Source organism: Micromonospora sp. NPDC048907, from assembly GCF_055586885.1.
Genome location: NZ_JBVJHI010000007.1, coordinates 24,187 through 45,101 on the forward strand (window position 1 = coordinate 24,187; position 20,915 = coordinate 45,101).

23 protein-coding genes and 1 riboswitch are annotated in these 20,915 nt (G+C 75.2%); of the genes, 2 read left to right on the forward strand and 21 right to left on the reverse strand.

Going from position 1 to position 20,915, the window contains the following annotated elements:
* The first annotated feature begins 2 nt into the window (after positions 1–2).
* Positions 3–1,526: an AfsR/SARP family transcriptional regulator gene (locus ACZ6PY_RS24195; protein ID WP_466075305.1), complete on the forward strand. Its 1,524-nt coding sequence runs from the start codon at positions 3–5 to the stop codon at positions 1,524–1,526.
* 18 nt (positions 1,527–1,544) lie between these two features.
* On the opposite strand, the gene ACZ6PY_RS24200 is transcribed toward ACZ6PY_RS24195, so the two are convergent.
* Genes ACZ6PY_RS24200 through ACZ6PY_RS24210 form a run of 3 tightly spaced genes read right to left on the reverse strand, consistent with a single transcriptional unit; the run spans position 1,545 to position 4,532 of the window.
* Complete coding sequence (locus ACZ6PY_RS24200) at positions 1,545–3,425, reverse strand: ABC transporter ATP-binding protein (protein ID WP_466075307.1); 1,881 nt, start codon at positions 3,423–3,425, stop codon at positions 1,545–1,547.
* Positions 3,422–3,961: a TlpA family protein disulfide reductase gene (locus tag ACZ6PY_RS24205; RefSeq protein WP_466075309.1), complete on the reverse strand. Its 540-nt coding sequence runs from the start codon at positions 3,959–3,961 to the stop codon at positions 3,422–3,424. The genes ACZ6PY_RS24200 and ACZ6PY_RS24205 overlap by 4 nt, the downstream gene beginning before the upstream one ends.
* Positions 3,962–3,980: 19 nt before the next feature.
* Entirely contained in the window at positions 3,981–4,532 is a 552-nt protein-coding gene (locus ACZ6PY_RS24210; protein ID WP_466075311.1) for a MauE/DoxX family redox-associated membrane protein, read from the reverse strand.
* Between the two features lie 157 nt (positions 4,533–4,689).
* Here ACZ6PY_RS24210 and ACZ6PY_RS24215 point away from each other — a divergent pair, with 157 nt between their 5' ends.
* A complete protein-coding gene (locus tag ACZ6PY_RS24215) occupies positions 4,690–4,905 on the forward strand; it encodes a hypothetical protein (RefSeq protein ID WP_151461614.1) in 216 nt (71 codons plus the stop codon).
* Positions 4,906–4,950: 45 nt separating this feature from the next.
* Here ACZ6PY_RS24215 and ACZ6PY_RS24220 read toward each other — a convergent pair whose 3' ends face one another.
* The 18 genes from ACZ6PY_RS24220 to rpe all read right to left on the reverse strand — a co-directional run bounded on the left by ACZ6PY_RS24220 (position 4,951) and on the right by rpe (position 20,699).
* Positions 4,951–5,415, reverse strand: coding sequence for a S26 family signal peptidase (locus tag ACZ6PY_RS24220; protein WP_466075313.1), 465 nt, complete (start codon positions 5,413–5,415; stop codon positions 4,951–4,953).
* 1 nt (position 5,416) lies between these two features.
* Entirely contained in the window at positions 5,417–7,966 is a 2,550-nt protein-coding gene (pheT, locus tag ACZ6PY_RS24225) for a phenylalanine--tRNA ligase subunit beta (RefSeq protein ID WP_466075315.1), read from the reverse strand.
* A 40-nt stretch (positions 7,967–8,006) separates the two neighbouring features.
* Positions 8,007–9,080 (reverse strand): phenylalanine--tRNA ligase subunit alpha, encoded by a 1,074-nt coding sequence (pheS, locus tag ACZ6PY_RS24230; RefSeq protein WP_466075317.1) that lies wholly within the window; start codon positions 9,078–9,080, stop codon positions 8,007–8,009.
* A gap of 171 nt (positions 9,081–9,251) precedes the next feature.
* On the reverse strand, positions 9,252–10,136 hold the full coding sequence (locus ACZ6PY_RS24235) for a TrmH family RNA methyltransferase (protein WP_466075320.1): 885 nt from the start codon (positions 10,134–10,136) through the stop codon (positions 9,252–9,254).
* Positions 10,137–10,168: 32 nt separating this feature from the next.
* Positions 10,169–10,561 carry a 50S ribosomal protein L20 gene (rplT, locus tag ACZ6PY_RS24240; RefSeq protein ID WP_030335718.1) on the reverse strand — a complete coding sequence of 131 codons (393 nt, stop codon included), beginning with the start codon at positions 10,559–10,561 and terminating at the stop codon, positions 10,169–10,171.
* A gap of 32 nt (positions 10,562–10,593) precedes the next feature.
* Positions 10,594–10,788, reverse strand: a complete 195-nt coding sequence (rpmI, locus tag ACZ6PY_RS24245; protein ID WP_466075322.1) for a 50S ribosomal protein L35 — start codon at positions 10,786–10,788, stop codon at positions 10,594–10,596.
* A gap of 19 nt (positions 10,789–10,807) precedes the next feature.
* Entirely contained in the window at positions 10,808–11,458 is a 651-nt protein-coding gene (infC, locus tag ACZ6PY_RS24250) for a translation initiation factor IF-3 (RefSeq protein WP_313721743.1), read from the reverse strand.
* A 317-nt stretch (positions 11,459–11,775) separates the two neighbouring features.
* Positions 11,776–12,237, reverse strand: coding sequence for a PH domain-containing protein (locus ACZ6PY_RS24255; protein WP_466075324.1), 462 nt, complete (start codon positions 12,235–12,237; stop codon positions 11,776–11,778).
* Between the two features lie 89 nt (positions 12,238–12,326).
* Entirely contained in the window at positions 12,327–13,286 is a 960-nt protein-coding gene (locus ACZ6PY_RS24260; RefSeq protein ID WP_466075326.1) for a DMT family transporter, read from the reverse strand.
* Positions 13,283–14,128, reverse strand: coding sequence for an ATP phosphoribosyltransferase (gene hisG, locus ACZ6PY_RS24265; RefSeq protein WP_466075327.1), 846 nt, complete (start codon positions 14,126–14,128; stop codon positions 13,283–13,285). The genes ACZ6PY_RS24260 and hisG overlap by 4 nt, the downstream gene beginning before the upstream one ends.
* A 44-nt stretch (positions 14,129–14,172) precedes the next feature.
* Positions 14,173–14,436, reverse strand: a complete 264-nt coding sequence (locus ACZ6PY_RS24270; protein WP_091263821.1) for a phosphoribosyl-ATP diphosphatase — start codon at positions 14,434–14,436, stop codon at positions 14,173–14,175.
* Between the two features lie 65 nt (positions 14,437–14,501).
* Positions 14,502–14,999 (reverse strand): 6,7-dimethyl-8-ribityllumazine synthase, encoded by a 498-nt coding sequence (gene ribH / locus ACZ6PY_RS24275; RefSeq protein WP_466075329.1) that lies wholly within the window; start codon positions 14,997–14,999, stop codon positions 14,502–14,504.
* 2 nt (positions 15,000–15,001) lie between these two features.
* Positions 15,002–16,270: a bifunctional 3,4-dihydroxy-2-butanone-4-phosphate synthase/GTP cyclohydrolase II gene (locus ACZ6PY_RS24280; RefSeq protein ID WP_466075330.1), complete on the reverse strand. Its 1,269-nt coding sequence runs from the start codon at positions 16,268–16,270 to the stop codon at positions 15,002–15,004.
* On the reverse strand, positions 16,267–16,965 hold the full coding sequence (pnuC, locus tag ACZ6PY_RS24285; protein WP_466075332.1) for a nicotinamide riboside transporter PnuC: 699 nt from the start codon (positions 16,963–16,965) through the stop codon (positions 16,267–16,269). The genes ACZ6PY_RS24280 and pnuC overlap by 4 nt, the downstream gene beginning before the upstream one ends.
* Positions 16,962–17,573 (reverse strand): riboflavin synthase, encoded by a 612-nt coding sequence (locus tag ACZ6PY_RS24290; protein WP_466075334.1) that lies wholly within the window; start codon positions 17,571–17,573, stop codon positions 16,962–16,964. The genes pnuC and ACZ6PY_RS24290 overlap by 4 nt, the downstream gene beginning before the upstream one ends.
* A 1-nt stretch (position 17,574) precedes the next feature.
* The gene (gene ribD / locus ACZ6PY_RS24295) at positions 17,575–18,636 is read right to left on the reverse strand and encodes a bifunctional diaminohydroxyphosphoribosylaminopyrimidine deaminase/5-amino-6-(5-phosphoribosylamino)uracil reductase RibD (protein ID WP_466075336.1); all 1,062 of its coding nucleotides are present in this window, start codon (positions 18,634–18,636) and stop codon (positions 17,575–17,577) included.
* A 170-nt stretch (positions 18,637–18,806) separates the two neighbouring features.
* A riboswitch (FMN riboswitch) is annotated at positions 18,807–18,979 on the reverse strand.
* Positions 18,980–19,060: 81 nt separating this feature from the next.
* Entirely contained in the window at positions 19,061–20,089 is a 1,029-nt protein-coding gene (locus tag ACZ6PY_RS24300) for a GGDEF domain-containing response regulator (RefSeq protein ID WP_466075338.1), read from the reverse strand.
* Positions 20,019–20,699 carry a ribulose-phosphate 3-epimerase gene (gene rpe / locus ACZ6PY_RS24305; RefSeq protein WP_387115477.1) on the reverse strand — a complete coding sequence of 227 codons (681 nt, stop codon included), beginning with the start codon at positions 20,697–20,699 and terminating at the stop codon, positions 20,019–20,021. Before rpe ends, ACZ6PY_RS24300 begins: the two co-directional genes overlap by 71 nt.
* Positions 20,700–20,915 lie beyond the last annotated feature (216 nt).

Below are 20,915 nucleotides of genomic sequence, written 5' to 3' on the forward strand. Positions count from 1 at the left end.
GCATGGGCCTGACGCTGCAGATCCTCGGTCCGGTACGGGCCTGCCGCGACGGGCGGTGGCTGCGGCTGCCCGCCGGTCGGCCGACCGCCCTGCTGGTGGTCCTGCTGCTGCAGTCCGGCACGCCGGTGCCGGTCGAGCGGCTCCGGGAGGAGCTGTGGGGCGGGCGGCCGCCCGCGTCGGCCGTGGCGAACCTGCGCAGCCACGCCAGCCAGCTGCGCCGGCTGCTCGCCGTGCCGGGCGAGCCGCCCCGGCTCCGGGCGGAGGGCGGCGGCTACCTGCTGCGCACCGGCCCGGGCGAACTCGACGCCGCCGAGTTCGAGCGGCTCACCGCCGAGGGACTGGCCGCGCAGGCCCGGGGAGCGGCGGCCCACGCCGTGGACCGGCTGGGCCGCGCCCTCGCGCTCTGGTCGTCCGACACGCCACCGCCGGCGTACGGGCCGGGCACCGCCGCCGCGTTCGACCGGCTGCGCGAGCGGCGGGCCGTGGCCCGGGAGGCGTACGCCGCCTGTCGGCTGGAGCTGGGCGACCCCGGCTCCGCGGAGCTGCGGAGCCTGCTCGGCGAGCACCTGGTCGAGAACCCGCTGCGGGAGACCGGCTGGGCGCTGCTGATGAGCGTCGAGCAGCGGGCCGGCGACCGCGCCGCGGCGCTGGGCACGTACCGCCGGGCCTGCCGGGCGCTCGCCGGTGAGCTGGGGGTGGCGCCCGGGCCGGAGCTGACCGCGCGGTACCGGGCCGTCGTGCACGCCGGACCGGCGCCGCGACCGGAGCCCGCCCGCGCCACCGTCGTGGACCGCGTCCCGGCGGTCCCGCACGAACTGCCGTACGCCCTCGGGCCCTTCGTGGGCCGGCACGCCGAGCTGGCCCAGCTCGGCGCCGCGCTGGCCCGGGCCCGGGAGCGACCGGTGCTGCTGTCCGTGCACGGCCCGGCCGGCGCCGGCAAGTCCGCCCTGGCCCTGCGCGCCGCGACGGCCGCCCTGGACGCCTTCCCCGACGGTCAGCTCCACCTCGACCTCGGCGGATCGGTGGCGGGTGAGCCCGTGCCGCCGCGCCAGGTGGCCGACCGGGTGCTGCGGGCGCTGAGCCCGGCGCCGGACCCGGAGCCGACCACGGTGGCCGAGGCGCAGGCCCGGGTCCGCTCCGCGCTGTTCGGCCGGCGGGTGCTGCTGGTGCTCGACAACGCGGCCGGCCCGGCGCAGGTGGACGGCCTGCTGCCGGCGCGCGGAGGCTGCGCGCTGCTGGTGACCGGCCGCGCGAGGCTGCCCGACGGGCACGGGCCGGCCCTGCGGCTGGAGCCGCTGCCGCCGTGCGACGCGCTCGCGCTGCTGCGCGCGCTTGTCGGCGACCGCCGGGTCGACGGCGAGCCGGCCGCGGCCGCCGCCGTGGTGGCGCTCTGCGGGGGACTGCCACGGGCGCTGCGCGCCGCCGCCCGGCGGCTCGGCGAGGGCGGGACCCTGGCCCGGCTGGCCCGGCTGCTCCGCGCCGACCGCTGCCGTCCGGCCGGCGCCGCCCACCTGCACGCCAGCTGACCGCATTCCCGGGTGGCGCTACCCGACCGGGCTGGCCGCCACGGCGTCCGGGGTGGCATCGGGCGGCGGGCCGTCCTGGCGGTAGCCGCGGGCCTGGAGGGCGAACAGCCGGGCGTACCCGCGGCCGGCGGCGAGCAGCGTGTCGTGGTCGCCTCGCTCGGCCACCCGGCCGTCGGCGAGCACCACGATGACGTCGGCGTCCCGGACCGCGTTCAGCCGGTGCGAGACGAGCAGGCTGGTCCGCCCCCGGCGCAGCGCGCGCAGGCGGGTGTGCAGGTCGTGCTCGGCCTCGGCGTCCAGCCCCGAGCTGGGCTCGTCGAGGACGAGCAGGTCGCAGTCGGCCCGCAGGAAACCCCGGGCCAGCGCCACCCGCTGCCACTGCCCGCCGGAGAGCACCACACCGGCGCGCGGGTCGTCCCGGTCCGGCCCGCCGAAGAAGACCCGCGTGAGCAGGGTGTCGTACCCGTACGGCAGCCCGGCCAGCACACCGTCCACGCCGGCCTGCCGCGCCGCGGCCCGCAGCCGGTCGGGGTCGTCGCGGGCGGTGAGGTCGCCCACGGCGATGTTCTCGGCGGCGGTGAGGTCGTACGGCATGAAGTCCTGGAACACGGCGCCCAGCCGCTCCCGCAGCGCCGCCGGATCGAACTCGCGCAGGTCGACACCGTCCCAGAGGACGGCGCCGCGCTCCGGGTCGTAGAACCGGCAGAGCAGCTTCACCAGCGTGCTCTTCCCGGCGCCGTTGAGCCCGACCAGCGCGGTGGTCGCGCCGGCCGGCAGGAGCAGGTCCACCCCGCGCAGCACCCACGGGTGCTCCGGCGAGTAGCGGAACCAGACGTCGCGCAGCTCGATGCCGTGCCGCAGCGGTGGCACCGGGCGCGGCGCGGCGGGGACCGGCAGGTCCGGCTCGGCGTGCACCACCTCGTCGTAGTGGTCGAACAGGAGCAGTGCCTGGTGGACGGAGCCGATCTGGCCGACGAGTGCGCCGAGCGCGCCCTGCACGCCGGGCACGGCCGCCAGGAACAGGGCGACGTCGCCGACGCCGACCCGGCCGGTGGCGGCGCGGGTGACCACCCAGACCACGCCCACGCCGGCCACCACGGCCCCGAGCAACGCGAGCAGGGCCTGGGCGCGGGTCTCCCGGGCGTCCAGCCGACGCTCCACCCGGTGCATGCCGTGCAGCTCGTCGAGCATCCGCTCGCCGAAGAACCGGCCCAGGCCGAACAGCCGGACCTCCTTGGCCGCCGGCACCCCGGTGATCAGCTGGGCGAAGAACAGGTCGCGGCGCTGGAAGTGCTCCAGCCGCAGCACCATGGCCGCGCGGGCCCGGTTGAGCCGGAGCTGCATCCACAGGGTGGGCAGGGCGGCCAGCAGCACCAGCAGGCCGGTCAGCGGGCTCAGCGCGAGCAGCACGCCGAGGAAGCCGCCGATCGCCACCACACTCTGCGCCGCCCCGAGCAGGCTCCCGGTGAGCTGGGTCGGCCCGAGGTGCCCGGTCTGCTGGGCCGCCTGGAGCCGGTCCTGGTACGCCGGGTCCTCGAGGCGTACCAGGCCGACCAGGCGGGACACGGCGTCGAACAGGCGGCGGCGCACCAGCCGGGACACCGCGCGGGTGCGCTCGGCCTCGACGTACCGGCGCAGGTGGGGCAGGACCACGCCGGCCGCGGCCGCCCCGGCCAGGCCGGCTCCGAGCAGCGCCAGCGGCACGTCCCGACCGGCGGCGCCGGTGAGCCGGTCCAGGACGACCTTGGTGAGCCCGGCCACGGCCACCGGCGCGGCACCGGCCAGCAGCGCGAGCAGCAGGTCGACCAGGGTGCCGCCCGGGGCCGCCCGCCAGGTGAGCCCGAGGGCCGCCCGGGCGTGCCGGGCGGCCCGGCGGGGCGTCAGCCGTGGCTCGGTCACGGCGCCACCGGCAGGTCCAACCGGGCGATGCCGAACGCGGTGGACGCCACGATGCCACGCTCGTCGAGCAGGCCGAACGCCGGGAAGCCCTTGATCGCGAACGCCGTGGGTAGCGGCCCGCTGCCCGGCTCGACGAACACCGTGGCGAGCCCGGCGAACAGGTCGGCGTACGTCTGGGTCTCCGGGCCCTTGCCGACCACGACCACCCAGACGTGCGCGGCGCCGCCGGGCATCTCGGCGGCGCGCTCGCGCAGCAGCGGCAGTTGCTCCTCGCAGTGGTCGCACCCCGGGGAGATGAACGCCACCAGGGTCATCGGCGGGAGGTCGGCGCGGGTCCGGACGCGACCGTCCACGGTGGTGGAGACGAAGTCGCCGGGGATCGAGCCGACCTCCAGCATCACCTCCGGCGGGGCGGACTGCCGCTCGCTGAGCAGGTCGGTGTGCTCCCGCAGCCGGCGGATCACGCCGAGCAGCAGCACGAGGTTGAGCAGGCCGAGGGCGGCGACCAGGACGACGGCGACGGTCAACAGGGGCATGGGGTCTCCTTCAGGGTGGTCAGGAGCGGCCGGCCGGGCGGGCCGCCCGGGGCGGGCTCGGGGCGAAGAGGGCGACCAGGTCGTCGAGGCGGACCACCAGGGCGGCGAGCGGCACGGCCAGCCCGGCGGCGAGCACCAGGCCCGCCGGGCCGGGCGCCGGTCCGCCGACCGCTCCGGCCAGCAGGCCGAGCAGCGCCGTCCCGGCGAGGGCCAGGTTGCGCACCACGTGGCGGGCGCCGATCGGGGCCTCACCGGCGCCGAAGCAGCGGCAGGCCGGGCGGGCGCCGCGGCGGAGCGCACCGACGATCGCGGCCGTGAGCACGCCCAGCAGGCCGGCGGCGAGCAGCAGCCCGGCGGGCGCCGTGCCGGGCGGGACGAGCAGCACCACCACGGCCGCCTCGGCGGCCACCGCCAGCCGGGCGACGGGACCGGACCACCGGACCGGCACACCGAACTGCACGACCGAGCCGACGAACCCGGCGAAGCCCGCCCGGGTCCGCAGCTTGCCGACGACCGCGGTGAGGAACACCAGGGCCAGCAGCAGCCGCGTGGTCAGCTCCACCGCTCGCATCCGTACCACCTCCTTCGGCGCGGGGAGGCCCACGCTGCCAGCGGTGGATACATCCGGGATACATCGGGTCCGGCGAGCGCCGGCGGCCGCTGTAGGCCCGGTGTACCGGACGGCCGTAGCGTCCCGGCATCGATCGGTGTCGAAAGGAGGTGAACGAATGTTCCGTCGACTCGAGAGCCTGGGTGAGCGGATGCTCGGCGTGTTCGTCCCGAAGGTGACGGCCGCCGCCGGCTGTCCGCCGGACCCCTGGTGCGCCGTGTGCGGCACCTGCTACCTCAAGCGGTGCAGCTACAGCGGCTCGTGCGCGGTGAACTGCGGCGGGTGCGGCTACTACTGCACGGCCGGGGCCAGCACGATGACCACCCTCTGCTGATCGGGTGTGCCGCGCGGCCGGTCCCGGTCGCGCGGCACGTCCTCGTCAGCCCCGCAGCCGGGGCCGGATCACCACGCCGAGCACGTCCGGCTCGGGGATGTAGCCGCACTCGCGGGAGTCGTAGCTGAACGGCGGGTTGTCGCCGAGCACCACCAGCCGCCCCGCCGGCACCGTGCTCTCGGAGCGCTGCCGCAGCAGCGGCACCCGCCGCACCGGCACCGGATCGCCGGGCACGGCGTGTGCCCGCTTGATGAGCAGCCCCGGCCCCTCGTCTGGCCGGCCGGGCCGCCCGGCGGTCATCGCCGCCGGGGCGCGGACCACCACCACGTCACCGGCCCGGACCCGGTCCAGGGGGACGCGCCGGGCCAGCACCCGGTCACCCGCGCGCAGCGTCGGTTCCATGCTGCGCCCGACCACCGAGACGAGCAGCAGGTGCCGCCGGGCCCAGAGCAGGCCGGCGACGGCCGACGCGAGCGCGCCGGCCGCCACCAGGCCGAGGACCGCCCACACGTCAGGCGCCGCGCAGGGTGGCGCCGAAGCGGCGGGCGGCCTCGGCCACCGCCGCGTCCCGGGCAGCCACCGCCTCCTCGCCCGCGAGGGTGCGGTCCGGCGCCCGGAACGTCAGCTTGTACGCCAGCGACCGGCGGCCCGCGCCGAGCTGCGCGGACGCGTAGACGTCGAAGAGCCGGACGTCCTCCAGCAGCGGACCGGCTCCCTCGGCGAGGGCCCGCTCCACCTCGGCGGCCGGGACCGACTCGTCCACCACGAGCGCCACGTCGATGAGGGCGGGCGGGAAGGCGGAGACGGCCGGGCCGGCCACCACCGGCGCCTCGGGCAGCGCGTCCAGGTTCAGCTCCATGGCGCTGGTGCGCCGGGGCAGTTCCAGCGTGGCCACCACGGTGGGGTGCAGCTCACCGGCGTACCCGACGGCGGTGCCGTCCACCAGCAGCTCGGCGCAGCGGCCGGGGTGCCAGGGGGCGCGCTCGGCGGCCCGCACGGTGACCCGGTCGGCCGGGATGCCGGCGGCGGCGAGCACGGTCCGGCCGGCCTCGACGGCGTCCGCCCAGCCGGCCGCGCGGCCCGCCCCCCACCAGCCGGTCGGCTCCATCTCCCCGGTGAGCACCACGGCGACGTGCCGCGGCTGGTCCGGCACCACGGCGTCGGCGCGGGCGAACTCCTCGTCGGTGGGGCGCCGGTCCACGCCCATGGCCGGCGGTGCGCCCGCACCGGGACGCGGGTGGAACACCACACCGATCTCGTAGATCGCCACGTCCCGCTGGCCCCGGCCGACGTTGCGCTTGAGGATGCCGAGCAGCGGGCCGAGCAGCGTGGTGCGCAGCAGCGGCTCCTCCTCGGACAGCGGGTTGGCCACCCGCACCGCGGGACGGCGCGGGTCGTCGGCCGGCAGGCCGAGCTGGTCGGCCAGCTCCGCGGCGACGAACGGGTGCGCCAGGACCTCGACGTACCCGCGTTCGGCGAGCGACCGGGCGACGGCCCGGCGGCGCTGCTGCGGCGCGGTGAGGCCGCGGCCGGGGGGCGCGGTGGGCAGCACCGACGGCACCCGGTCGTAGCCGTCGAGGCGGACGACCTCCTCGACCAGGTCGGCCGGGTCGGTGAGGTCGGGCCGCCAGCTCGGCGGGGTGACGCTCAGCACGGCACCGCCGCCCGCGGCGGCGACACCGGTCTCGCCCGGGTCGTCGGCGAGCCGGTCGGCGCCGCGGGCGACCGCGCAGCCGACCTGCTCCAGCAGCTCCACCACCCGCTCCGGCGGGTACGCCACGCCGACCCGCCGCGACGGCAGGTCCACCGGCAGGGCCACCGGGGTACGCGGGCGGACGTGGTCGAGGTCGAGGATCTCGGCGCCGACGGTGCCACCGGCGTGCTCGGTGAGCAGCCGGACGGCCTTCTCCAGCGCGACCAGCGGCAGCGCCGGGTCGACGCCCCGCTCCCAGCGCTTGGCCGCCTCGCTGAACAGCTTGTGCCGCCGCGCCGTGCGCCCGACCATGGCCGGGTCCCAGTGCGCCGCCTCGAAGAGCACGTCCGTGGTGGAGGCGACGACCTCGCTGGTCTCGCCCCCCATCACGGCGGCGAGCGAGATCGGCCCGGTGTCGTCGCAGATCACCATGTCCTCGGCGACGAGCGTGCGGGTGACGCCGTCCAGCGTGGTCAGCTTCTCCCCCGGCTCGGCCCGGCGGACCACCAGCGGGCCGCTGATCCGGTCGGCGTCGAACGCGTGCATCGGCTGGCCGAGTTCGAGCATCAGGTAGTTGGTGATGTCGACCGGCAGGGAGATGCTGCGGACCCCGGCCACGCTGAGCCGTCGGGACATCCAGCCCGGCGTCTGCGCGGTCGGGTCGACGCCGCGGACCATCCGGGCGGCGAACCGGTCGCAGCCGACGGTGTCGCGCACGTCGACCGGGTACGCCGGCTCGGCGGTCCCGCCCGGCGCGGGGATGTCGGCCGGGTCGCGGAACGGCACCCCGAGGGCGTGCGACAGCTCGCGGGCGATGCCCCGGACGCTGAGCGCGTACCCGCGGTCCGGGGTGATCTCCAGCTCGACCACGACGTCGTCGAGGCCGACCACCGGCCGCGCGTCGTCGCCGGGCTTGGCCGGGCTGTCCTCGGGCAGCACGATGATGCCCGAGTGGTCGTCGCCCAGGCCCAGTTCCTTGGCCGAGGTGATCATGCCGTTGGAGTTGCGCCCGTAGGTCTTGCGCGCGCCGATGTGGAAGTCGCCGGGCAGCACGCCGCCGGGGAGGATCACCACGACCCGGTCGCCCGGGGCGAAGTTGCGCGCCCCGCAGACGATCTCCTGCGGCTCGCCGGTGCCGTTGGCGGCGCCGACGTCCACCCGGCAGAACCGGATCGGCTTCTTGAAGCCGGTCAGCTCCTCGATCTCCAGCACCTCACCGACCACCAGGGGGCCGGTGACGGTCTCCCGCAGGTCCACCACGGAGTCGACCTCGATGCCGAGGTCGACAAGCGCCTGCTCCAGGTCGCCGGTGGGCAGGTCGGCCGGGAGGTCGACGTACTCCCGCAGCCAACTGACAGAAACTCGCATGACTGTTAAACCACCGTCTCCGTAACTCGTGCCCGCACCGTCAGACGCCGAACGCGCGGGTGAACCGCACGTCGCCCTCGGCCAAGTCCCGCATGTCGCTGACCCCGTGCCGGAACATCACGGTCCGGTCGATGCCCATGCCGAAGGCGAATCCGGAGTAGACCTCCGGGTCGATGCCGCAGGCGCGCAGCACCCGCGGGTTCACCATGCCGCAGCCGCCCCACTCGACCCACTGCGGACCGTCCCGGTGCTCCGGGAACCACACGTCGAACTCGGCGGACGGCTCGGTGAACGGGAAGTAGTGCGGCCGGAACCGGGTCTTCGCGCCCTCGCCGAACATGGCCCGGGCGAAGTGGTCCAGCGTGCCGCGCAGGTGCGCCATGGTGATGCCCTTGTCGACCACCAGGCCCTCGACCTGGTGGAAGACCGGGGCGTGGGTGGCGTCCAGCTCGTCGGTGCGGTAGACCCGGCCGGGCACCACCACGTAGATCGGCGGCTTGCGGGTCAGCATGGTGCGCGCCTGCACCGGCGAGGTGTGGGTGCGCAGCACCAGGCCCGAGCTGTCCGCGCCGGCCTGCGGTGCGATGTGGAAGGTGTCCATGAGGCCGCGCGCCGGGTGGTCGGCCGGGATGTTCAGCGCGTCGAAGTTGGTCCACTCCAGCTCGACCTCGGGGCCCTCGGCCACTTCGTAGCCCATCCCGACGAACAGGTCGCTGATCTGCTCCATGAGGGTGCTCAGCGGGTGGCGCGCGCCGCGCGGCCGGCGGTCGTAGGGCAGGGTCACGTCGACCCGCTCCTCGACCAGCACCCGCTCGGCCTGCTCGCGCTCCAGGATCTCCTGCCGGGCCGCGTACGCGGTCTCGATGGCGCGGCGGGCCTCGTTGACCCGCTTGCCGGCGTCGGACTTCGCGGCCGGCGGCAGCGCGCCGATCTCCCGGCGCGCGAGGGACACCGGGGACCGGTCCCCGAGGTGCGCGGGGCGCAGCGCGGTCAGCGCGTCCGGGTCGGCGGCGGCGGCGAACGCCTTCTCGGCGTCGGCCACGGCCGCGGCCAGGGCGTCCGGGTCGAGCAGGGCGACCTGCTTCGGGTCGTACGGATCGTTGCGGTAGCTCATGGCGTACGGGCACTCCCTCACGGCGGCGCCGGCCCTCACGGGCGGCTAGGCGAGTCTACGGACGCGCGGCTTCGCCGCAGCCCGCCGGTGGGAGATCGCGCAGGAGGAAGGGTCAGGCCCGCCGCCCGCCGACACCGGCGGGCTGGCTAAACGAACGCCGTGGCGCGTTCATCATCCGGCTGACTCCCCTGCTGTGTGGCCGCGCGGACCCGCGGGTCGGCGCAGAGCTCTCGCTGAAGCGTACAGGCAGACGGCCGCGGCCGCAGCCAGGTTCAGGCTCTCGGCGCGCCCGTGCAGCGGCACCCGGACCCGGGCGTCGGCCGCTGCGGTCAGCTCCTCGGGAAGCCCGTGCGCCTCGGACCCGAAGAGCCAGGCGGTCGGGGCGGCCAGCCGGCCGGCGTCGGTGAGGTCGTCGAGGTCGCTGTCGCCGTACCCGGTGGTGGCCAGGACGGTGAGCCCGGCGGACCGCAGCGCCGCGACCACCGCGACCGGGTCGGTGGCGCGGACCACGTCGACGTGGAACAGGCTGCCGGCGGAGGCCCGCACGCACTTGCCGTTGTAGGGGTCGACCGCGTCACCGGCGAAGATCACCGCGCCCGCGCCGGCCGCGTCGGCGGTGCGCAGCACGGTCCCCGCGTTGCCGGGGTCGCGGATCTCGGCGAGCACCGCGACCAGGCGCGGTCCGCGCGCCAGGGCGTCGGCCAGGGGTACGTCGAGGTGCCGGCAGACCGCGACCAGGCCCTGCGGGGCGACGGTCTCGGCGAGCGCGGCGAGCGCCTCGTCGGTGACCTCGGAGACCGGCACGTCGGCCCGGGCCGCGAGCGCGGCGAGGTCGGCGTGCCGGTCCAGGGCGGCCGGGGTGCCGAACAGCTCGACCACGGTGCCGGCGCGGGCGAGCGCCTCCCGGACGGCCTGCGGCCCCTCGGCCAGGAACCGGCCGGTGGCGTCCCGGTCCCGCCGGCGCTGGAGCCGGCGGGCGGCGACCACCCGCGGGGTACGCGGGGTGAACGGGCCGGGAACAGCGTCGAGGCGCCTCCCGTGCGGTGCTGACGGCATGGGAGACGCCTCGATCTGCTGGTGCGGGTGGATCAGGCGGCCTGGGCCGCGGCGCCACCGGTGCCCTCGGCCGCCACGGCGGCGCGGGCCAGCTCGACGATCGCGGCGAACGCCGCGGCGTCGTTGACGGCCAGGTCGGCCAGGATCTTGCGGTCGACCTCGATGCCGGCCAGGCGCAGGCCCTGGATCAGCCGGTTGTAGGTCATGCCGTTGGCCCGGGCGCCAGCGTTGATCCGCTGGATCCAGAGCTGCCGGAAGTCGCCCTTGCGGTCGCGGCGGTCCCGGTAGGCGTACTGCATCGAGTGCAGCACCTGCTCCTTGGCCTTGCGGTAGAGCCGGGAGCGCTGACCGCGGTAGCCGCTCGCGGTCTCCAGCAGGGTACGACGCTTCTTCTGGGCGTTCACAGCCCGCTTGACGCGTGCCATCTCAACTCCTTCTTCGGTTCAGGTGGCGCGCGTCAGCGGCCGAGCAGCTTCTTGATGCGCTTGGTGTCGGCCTTGGCCAGCTCGACGGTGCCGGTCAGCCGGCGGGTGTGGGTGGAGGGCTTCTTCTCCAGCTTGTGGCGGAGGCCGGCCTGCTGGGCGACGATCTTGCCCTTGCCGGTCACCTTGACCCGCTTGCCCATACCCGTGTGGCTCTTCATCTTCGGCATGTGGAACGTATCTCCCCTGTTACTGGCCGCTGGTGTCAGCGGTCGTGCCGGTCTCGCCGGCTGCTGCGGTCTCGCCGGCCGCCGGGGTCTCGCCACCTGCCGGGGCGGTCGACTCCTCCGCGGCCCGGTCGCGGGGACCGCCGCGGGACGCCGTGGCGGCGACCGCGGAGGCCTTCACGGCCCGGTGCGGAGCGAGAACCATGATCATGTTTCGACCGTCCTGCTTCGGAGCGGCCTCGACGTATCCCAGGTCCGTGATCTCGGACTCGAGCCGACGCAGGAGCCGGTAACCCAGCTCCGGGCGGCTCTGCTCGCGACCGCGGAACATGATCGTCACCTTGACCTTGTCGCCCGCCTTGAGGAACCGCACCACGTGACCCTTCTTGGTCTCGTAGTCGTGCGGGTCGATCTTCGGCCGGAGCTTCATCTCCTTGATGACGGTCTGCTGCTGGTTACGCCGCGCTTCGCGCGCCTTGAGTGCGCTCTCGTACTTGAACTTGCCGAAGTCCATGAGCTTGCACACCGGCGGGCGCGCCATCGGCGCAACCTCGACCAGGTCCAGGTCGACGTCCGCGGCCAGCTGCAGGGCGCGCTCCAGCGGGACGATGCCCACCTGCTCACCCTCAGGGCCGACCAGTCGGACCTCACGTGCCCGGATCTGTTCGTTCACGCGTGGTTCGACGCTGATGGGGCCTCCTCGAGTCGAGTCTTCCGTGGTGCCGACTCCGCGGGCTCCCGGACGGGAGCCGACCCGGAAAGCAGAAGGCCCCGGCGTATGCCAGGGCCCACTCGACCGGTCGGCACGATCACAGGATCGCGCATCCGGATCCGGGACGTGCCCGGAACCGGGAGACCGGGACCCGGCCACCTACGGGGGCGACTCGGGTGGGAGCAGGCGCTCCGCTTCAGGACCGCCCGCAGGACGGTCTGGTCGACTCCGCAACACTACACCCTCGGACCAGCCCGCCCCAAACCGGGGCGCGGCGGTCAGCGGGGGGCGGCCGGGTCGCCGACCAGGGCGGCCAGGTGGGCCTGGTGCAGGCGGCGCAGGGCGCGGACCGCCTCGACGGCGCGCTCCTTGTCGGCGGCCTGCAGGGCCACCATCGGCAGCAGGTCGTCGTCGTGCAGCTCCAGGCTGGCCCACGGGGCGCCCCGGTCGAACCGGACCCCGCGGATCACCTCCCAGGGCAGCTCGTAGGAGCCGATCACGTTGCGGACCCGGACACCGCGGGCGTCGGCCACCACCCGGGGGCGGGTGAAGAGCAGGAAGCCGAGGGCCCCGAAGACGCCCAGCCCCACCATGGCGAGCTGGTCGCCCCGCTGGAAGCTGCCGTAGCCGTCGCCGGTCGACCCGCGCAGGGAGGTGGCCACCAGGCTGAACACCACCAGCAGCGTGACGGCCGACGCCCAGCAGACCACCCGGACCCGCCGCGGCCGCACGGTCACCACTGAATCGTCTCCAACCGCTGCCTCGCTTCGCTCCGCACCGGCGCGAGGCGCCACGCTGCTGAGCCTGCTGGTTCGCTCGCTCCGCTCGCTCACGAAACCAGTCTGCCATCCGGCTCGGGCTCGCGTTCCGCCGCCACACGGAGCGGGCGGCGCCGCACCCCGGCCACGACCACCGCCGCGCCGGTGAGCACCGCCCCGGCCAGCACCGGCAGCCGCACCCCGGCGCCGCCGGGCACCGCCACGTCCAGCACCAGGGCGCCGCCGAGCTGGCCGGCCACCAGCGCCAGGCCGGTGCGCAGCACCCCGGCGGCGCGGACACCGACCAGCAGGGCGAGCACGATGCCGACCCCGAACAGGCCGCCGACGTAGAGCCACCACTGGCTGGGCCACGCCGGGCGGGTGGCCAGCGCACCGGCCAGCGCCGCCACCGCGGCGATCACCGAGGTGCTGACCGCGAAGTTCACCGCCAGCCCGGCAGCCGGACCGATCGCCGCGGCGACCCGACCGTTGAGCGCGGACTGCAGCGCCACCGCCAGACCGCCGGCCACCGAGAGCAGCACCAGACCGACCGCCAGGTCGCCGACCGGCCGGCCGAGCTGGGCCATGGTCACCGCGGCGATCCCGAGCAGCGCCCCGACCACCCGGGGCAGGGTGAGCGCCAGCCGGCCGGTCGCGGCCAGGCCGACCCGGTCGACGGCCAGCCCGCCGAGGCTGCCCCCGGCCACCTGGGCGATCGTGAAGACCGCCACCCCGAGCGCCGGCACCACGAACGGGCCGATCACCACGATGGCGGCGCCACCCAGCCCGCCCAGGTAGGCCCACCAGGGCAGGCCGGAGCGGCGCAGGCCGGCCAGCCCCGCGCGCATGGACGGGACGGCGACCAGCCCGAGCAGCACGACGAGGCACCCGCCGAGGTTGTTGACCACGGCGCCCACGAGAGGGTCGCCGGCCCGCTCCCCCAGCTCGGCGTTGACCACGCCCTGCGCGGCCGACGCCACCCCGCCCAGGACGACCACGGCCAGGGCGGCCGGGACCGGCAGCGGCCTCACAGCCGGCAGGCGTGGATGTTGGTGACCAGGATGGCGCGGGCGCCCAGCTCGTAGAGCTCGTCCATGATCCGGTGCACGTCGTCGCGCAGCACCATGGCCTGCACGGCCACCCAGCCCTCCCGGTGCAGCGGGGAGACGGTCGGCGACTCGATGCCCGGGGTCAGCGAGCTGGCCCGGTCCAGCAGACCGGCCGGCACGTCGTAGGCGAGCATCACGTAGCGGCGGGCGACCAGCACCCCGTGCAGCCGGCGCAGCAACTGCTCCTGCTGGGCGCAGCCGGCCGCGCCGGCCCGGCGGACCACCACCGCCGAGGACCGCAGCAGCGGTTCGCCGAAGACCACCAGGCCGGCCTGGCGCAGGGTGGCCCCGGTCTCCACCACGTCGGCGACCACGTCGGCCACGCCGAGCCGGATGGCGTTCTCCACCGCGCCGTCCAGCCGGATCACCTCCGCCTTGACGCCCAGCTCGGCCAGGTGCCGCTCCACCAGCCCCGGGTACGCGGTGGCGATCCGGTGCCCGCCGAGCTGCTGGACGGAGTCCACGTCGCCGGGGCGGGCGGCGAACCGGAAGGTGGCCCGGCCGAAGTTGAGGTCGACGACCTCCTCGGCCGGCGCGCCGGAGTCGACCAGCAGGTCCCGGCCGGTGATGCCGACGTCCAGGTCGCCGGAGCCGACGTAGGTGGCGATGTCCTTGGGGCGGAGGTAGAAGAACTCGATGTCGTTGGGCTCGTCCCGGCAGACCAGGTCCTTCGGGTCGGTGCGCTGGCGGTAGCCCGCCTCGCGCAGCATCCCGGCGGCCGACTCGGCCAGGGCGCCCTTGTTGGGTACGGCGACACGCAGCATGGGAGTGCTCCTTCGATCGACGAGATGATCAGCGGGCGGGGCACTCACAGATGTCGGTAGACGTCCTTCAGCTCGAGGCCGGTGGCCAGCATCAGCACCTGGGCCTGGTAGAGCAGCTGGGAGATCTCCTCCGCGGCCCGCTCCGGGCCCTCGTGCTCGGCCGCCATCCACGACTCGGCCGCCTCCTCGACGACCTTCTTGCCGATGAAGTGCACGCCCTTCTCCAGGGCGGCGACCGTGCCCGAGCCCGGGGCGCCGGCAGCGGCCTTGGCCTGCAGCTCGGCGAACAACTCCTCGAACGTCTTCACGGAAGGCGATTCTTCCAGCCGCCCCGGGTGACGCCTTCTCCCGGGGCCCCTGGTCCAGGGTGTGGTCAGGCGAAGCCGACCCGGTGGCCGCTCGCGGCGTCCAGGCCGCGGACGGCCAGCGCGGCGTCCAGCGCCGCCACCGTGGCCGCCCAGCCCTTGTCCTCGGCCGAGCCGGGCAGTCCGGCCCGGTCCCGGGCCTGCTCGATGGTCTCCACGGTGAGCACACCGTGGGCCACCGGCTTGCCCTCGTCCAGCGCCACCCGGGTCAGCCCCTCGGTGACCGACTGGCAGACGTAGTCGAAGTGGGCGGTGGCGCCCCGCACCACCACGCCGAGGGCGACCACCACGTCGAACCGGCGGGCCATCGCCTGGGCCACCACGGGCAGCTCGACCGAGCCGGCCACCCGGGCCACCACGGACCGCGCACCGCACGCCTCGGCGGCGGCCACCGCCCGGTCGACCATGTGGTCGGTGAGGTCGCCGTGCCAGCGTGCGGCCACGATGCCGACGGTCAGCCCGCCGGCGTCCACCGCGGTCACGCCCGGTTCGCCGAATCCCGCCATGTCTACGCTCCGATCTCGTCGTCGGCGACCGGGCGGCCCATCGGCGCCTCGGTCACCTCGTCCAGCCCCTCCAGGAGGTGGCCCATCCGGTCCCGCTTGGTCCGCAGGTAACGCACGTTCTCCGGGTTGGACCGCACGGGCAGCCCCTCCCGGCCGCTCACCGTGAGGCCGTAGCCCTCCAGGCCGGCCCGCTTGGCCGGGTTGTTGGTCAGCAGCCGCATCGAGCGGACGCCGAGGTCGTAGAGGATCTGCGCGCCGGTCCCGTAGTCCCGCGCGTCGGCGGGCAGCCCCAGGTCGAGGTTCGCGTCCACGGTGTCCCGGCCCTGGTCCTGGAGCTGGTACGCCTGGAGCTTGTGCAGCAGGCCGATGCCGCGCCCCTCGTGCCCGCGCACGTAGAGCACCACCCCGCGCCCCTCCTGGGCCACCCGGGCCAGCGCGGCCTGCAACTGCGGGCCGCAGTCGCAGCGCAACGAGCCGAAGACGTCACCGGTGAGGCACTCGGAGTGCACCCGCACCAGCACGTCCCGGCCGTCGCCCAGGTCGCCCATGACGAGCGCGACGTGCTCGGCGGTGTCGTGCTCGGCGCGGTAGCCGAGCGCCTGGAACACGCCGTACGGGGTGGGCATCCGCGCCTCGGCGACCTGCTCGACCTGCTTCTCGGTGCGCCGCCGGTAGGCGATCAGGTCGGCGATGGTGATCAGGGTGAGCCCGTGCTCGGCGCAGAACTTCTCCAGGTCGGGCAGGCGCATCATGGTGCCGTCGTCGTTGACCAGCTCGCAGAGCACCCCGGCGGGGCGCAGCCCGGCCAGCCGGGTCAGGTCCACGGCCGCCTCGGTGTGCCCGGGGCGGCGCAGCACGCCGCCCTGGCGGGCCCGCAGCGGCACCACGTGCCCGGGCCGGGCCAGGTCGGTCGGGCCGGTCGACGCGGCGGCGAGCAGCCGGATGGTGTGCGACCGGTCGGCCGCGGAGATGCCGGTGCTGACCCCCTCCCGGGCGTCCACGGTCACCGTGTACGCGGTGCCCCGCCGGTCCTGGTTGGTGTGGTGCATGGGCGGCAGGTCCAGCCGGTCGCACTCGCTCTCGGTGAGCGGCACGCAGATGTAGCCGGAGGTGTAGCGGACCATGAACGCGACCAGCTCCGGGGTGGCCAGCTCGGCCGCGAAGATCAGGTCGCCCTCGTTCTCCCGGTCCTCGTCGTCGACCACCACGACGGGCCGGCCGGCGGCGATGTCCGCCACCGCCTGCTCGATGCTGCCGAAGGTGCTGCTCATGCCACGGCCTCCGAGTACGTCGGCGGGATCGGGGTGCGGGCGGGCGGGGTCGCCCGGGAGGTGCGCCACCAGGCGTACAGGCCGGCGAGGCAGAACCCGCCGTAGACCAGGTACATGGCGGCCGACGGGTAGAAGCCGCCCTGGAGCAGCAGCGGCACGCCGACCGCGTCCACGGCGACCCAGATCAGCCAGAACTCCACCCAGCCGCGGGCCATGCCGTAGGTGGCGAGCAGGCTGCCGACCAGGATCCAGGCGTCCGGCAGCGGCCCCCACGAGCCGAGCGCGGCGAGCACCGGGTAGGCGGCCGCGGTGCCGACCGCCGCGGCGGCGAGCAGGCCGAGCCGCTCCCGCCAGGTGGCCCAGCGCGGGACGACCGCCGGCTGTTCGCCGCCGCCGGAGCGGCGGTTGCGCGACCAGCGCCACCAGCCGTAGACGCTGACCGCGAAGAAGAACACCTGCCGGCCCGCCTGGCCGTAGAGGTCGTGCGCCTGCGGGGTGGCGAACACCCCGCCCAGGAAGACGGTGAACAGCAGCGCGTTGCCGATCATGCCGACCGGCCAGGCCCAGACCACCCGGCGCAGCCCGAGCAGCGCCGAGGCGAGGCCGAAGACGTTGCCGACGATCTCCCGCACCAGCACCGGCGAGCCGGCCACGTGCACCTGGGCGTCGAGCAGCCAGCCGAGCGGGCCGGTCATCGGGCACCTCCGGCCGCGCGCTCGCCGAGCAGCCGCTCGACGTACTTGGCCAGCACGTCCACCTCGAGGTTGACCGGGTCGCCGACGCCCTTGGCGCCGAGGGTGGTGAGCTTGAGGGTGGTGGGGATCAGGCCGACCGAGAACCAGTCGTCGCCGACCTCCGCGACGGTCAGCGAGATGCCGTCGACGGTGATCGAGCCCTTCTCCACCACGTAGCGGGACAGCCCGGCGGGCAGCCGGAAGCGGACCGTCTCCCACTGGGCGGCCGGCTCCCGGGACAGCAGCTCGCCGACCCCGTCGACGTGCCCCTGCACCAGGTGGCCGCCGAGTCGGCTGTTCAGCGCGGCGGCCCGCTCCAGGTTGACCGGGTCCCCCGGGCGCAGCGCGCCGAGCGCGGTGCGGCGCAGCGTCTCGCCCATCACGTCGGCCGTGAAGGTCCCGCCGTCGACGTCGACCACGGTGAGACAGACCCCGTTGACCGCGATGGAGTCGCCGTGCCGGGCGTCCGAGGTGACCAGCGGGCCGCGGACCGCGACCAGCGCCGAGTCATCCCCGGTCTCCGTGGTCCGGACGATCTCGCCCAGTTCCTCGACGATGCCGGTGAACATGTCAGGCCTCCCTCTTCCGGGGCAGCGCGGTGATCCGCAGGTCGGGGCCGACCTGCGTAACGTCGGTGAGCTCCAGGTCGATGGCGTCGGCGATGGTGGTCACGCCGGCGTCCAGCAGCGCGGTCGGGCCGGCGCCGAGCAGCTTCGGCGCGACGTACCCGACGATCTTGTCGACGAGGCCGGCGGCGAGGAACGCGCCGGCCAGGGTGGGGCCGCCCTCCAGCAGCGCGGCCCGCACGCCGCGGTGGTGCAGCTCCGCGAGCAGCGCCGCCAGGTCGACTCGGCCGTCCGGGCCGGCGCCGACCTCCGCGGCGGTGGCCACCCAGGTGCGGGCGGCGCCGTCGCGGACCCGGGCCTGCGCCGGGGTACGCCCCGAGCTGTCCACCACCACCCGCAGCGGCTGCCGGATGGCCAGGGTGCCGTCGCGCAGGTTGCGGGCCGTGAGCCGGGGGTCGTCGGCGAGCACGGTGCCCACCCCGGCGATCACCGCGTCGACGGTGCCGCGCAGGGCGTGCACGTCGATCCGGGCCGCCTCGGAGGTGATCCACATGCTGGTGCCGTCGGCCGCGGCGGAGCGCCCGTCGAGGGTGGCCGCGTACTTCCAGATGAGGTACGGCCAGCCGCGGCGCATCGAGGTGAGCCAGGCGATGTTGCCGGCCTCGGCCTCGTCGGCGCGTACCCCCAGGTTCACCTGGACGCCGGCGGCGCGCAGGGTGGCCGCGCCGCCGGAGGCGACCGGGTTGGGGTCCGGGACGGCGACCACCACGCGGGCGACGCCGGCGGCGATGAGGGCGTGGCTGCAGGGACCGGTGCGGCCGGTGTGGTCGCAGGGTTCCAGGGTGACCACGGCGGTGCCGCCGCGGGCGCGCCGGCCGGCCTGGGCCAGCGCGACGATCTCGGCGTGCGGACCGCCCGCGTAGGCGTGGAAGCCCTCGCCGACGACCTCGCCGTCGGCGTCCAGCAGGACGCAGCCGACGACGGGGTTGGGGCTGGTGGCGCCGAGGCCGCGGGCGGCCAGCGCGATCGCGCGACGCATCGCCTCGTCCACGGAGACGCTCGCCATCGCCAGCCCTGCCCTTCCGCTCGCCGGTAGCGCGCGGGCGGGTCGGGGACAGAACGGCACGGGTGCCGCGGACACGCGGCGGCGGAGATCCGGGGACGGCACAGCCGACCCCGGGGAGCCCACGCGGCGGCTGAGGGTGCTCAGCGCCCGGCAGGGCTCTCCCCCGTCCCGCGCGCTGTCTCCCATCCGGACTTTCTGGGGGCGGACGAGCCGCACCCCAACCGTCGGCCCCGGATTCTCACCAGGTCCACCGTCCGGCCGAAGCCGTCCGGGTCGCGGGCTTACCACGGTCGGACCGTGGATCACCGCCGGTTCGGAATTTCACCGAGCCCCGCCAGCGCGTGGTGGGTACACCGGAAGTCTTACACGGCGGGCGGCGGGTCGCGCCACAGACGCGAGCTACCTCACAACGAAGGACGGATCGTCACGTCACACCCCGGCGGCGGTCGACCGCGACGTACGAGCCGGGTTGGCTCTTGGCGACCGTCTTCATCTCGGAGGCCACGGCGATCGCCTCCAGGGGGTCCGTGAAGCGTTTGCCCGCGTCGGAGAGGGAGACCCCGATCGAGAGGGTCACCAGCGCGGCCCGGCGGATGTTGCCCCGGCGGTCCTTCAGCTCGACGAAGCCGCGTTCCCGGTCGGTCGGGTCGTAGAGGGCGTCGGCGGCCTTCTCGAAGTCGACCACGGCCCGGCTGGTCAGCGGCCGGACCTGGGACGGGGTGCACACGATGACGAAGTCGTCGCCGCCGACGTGGCCGAGGAAGGCCGGCGGCAGGCCGATCGAGACCACCGCCCGGTGCAGGCTGCGGGCCAGCGCCGAGATGAACTCGTCGCCGCGGACGAAGCCGTAGCGGTCGTTGACGCTCTTGAAGCGGTCGATGTCGATGTAGCCGACGGCGTAGTCGACGCCGCTGCGCACCCGGTCGCTGATCTCCCGCCGGATCCGGCTGTTGCCGGGCAGCCCGGTCAGTGGGGAGACCTCCCGGAACTCCTTGTTGCGGCGCAGCGTGGAGCTGACCCGGGCGACCAGCTCGGCGGTGTCGAAGGGCTTGACCAGGTAGTCGTCGGCGCCGGCGCTGAGGCCGTTGACCTTGTCGGAGGTCATCCCCTTGGCCGTCAGCATGATCACCGGGAGGGCCGAGGTCATCGGATCGGCGCGCAGCCGGCGGGTCAGCTCCAGCCCGTCGATCCGCGGCATCATGAGGTCCACCACGGCCAGGTCCGGCCGGTGCCGCTCGATGACCTCCAGGGCCTCCTGGCCGTCGCCGGCGTGCAGCACCTCGAAGCCGTGCAACCGCAGGTTGAACTCGACGAAGCGGGCGATGTCCTCGTCGTCGTCGACGACCAGGATCACGTCGGGTCGGTCGCCGGCCGGGTCCACCTCAGGCCCCGGTCGTCGCGCGTTCCGCCAGGCCGCGCAGCCGGCGGACCGCCTCGGCCGGGTCGTCGGCACCGTAGACCGCGGTGCCGGCCACGAAGGCGTCGGCGCCCGCCGCGGCGGCCTGTTCGATGGTGTCCGCGGCGATCCCGCCGTCCACCTCGATGCGCAGCTCCAGGTGGCCGCTCGCGACGTGCCGCCGGGCGGCGCGCACCTTGTCGAGCAGCTGGGGGATGAACCGCTGGCCGCCGAAGCCGGCCTTGATCGTCATGATCAGCAGCGTGTCGAAGCTCGGCAGCAGGTCCAGGTACGGCTCGATCGGGGTGTCCCGGTCGATCGCCAGCCCCGCCTTCGCGCCGGCCGAGCGCAGGTCCTTGGCCAGCGCCACCGGGTCGTCGCACGCCTCGGCATGGAACGTCACGTTGTAGGCACCGGCGTCGGCGTAGCCCGGCGCCCAGCGGCGCGGATCCTCGATCATGAGGTGCACGTCGAAGGGAAGCTGGGTGGCCGCCCGCAGGCTCTGCACCACCGGCAGCCCGATGGTCAGGTTGGGCACGAAGTGGTTGTCCATGACGTCCACGTGCAACCAGTCCGCGGCGTGCTCGACGGCGCGGACCTCGTCGGCGAGGCGGGCGAAGTCGGCGGCCAGGATGCTGGGCGCGACGATCAGCGGCGGTACGGTCACCGGGCCAGTGTACGAAGGCGGTCACCCGGCGTCCGCAGCGCGGCTCCGCCCGCAGCCCGCTGTGACCCGGCCGTGACCACCCGTGCAGAATCGGCCGGCCGGGCGCGGAAAGTCGGCACGAAAAGTCATCCGCGACTGGCCGAACGATCGAAACAGGACGAAACTCCTACAGGGACTGTCACATATGCTGCACGCCCGGTCGCGCGGAACTCCGCA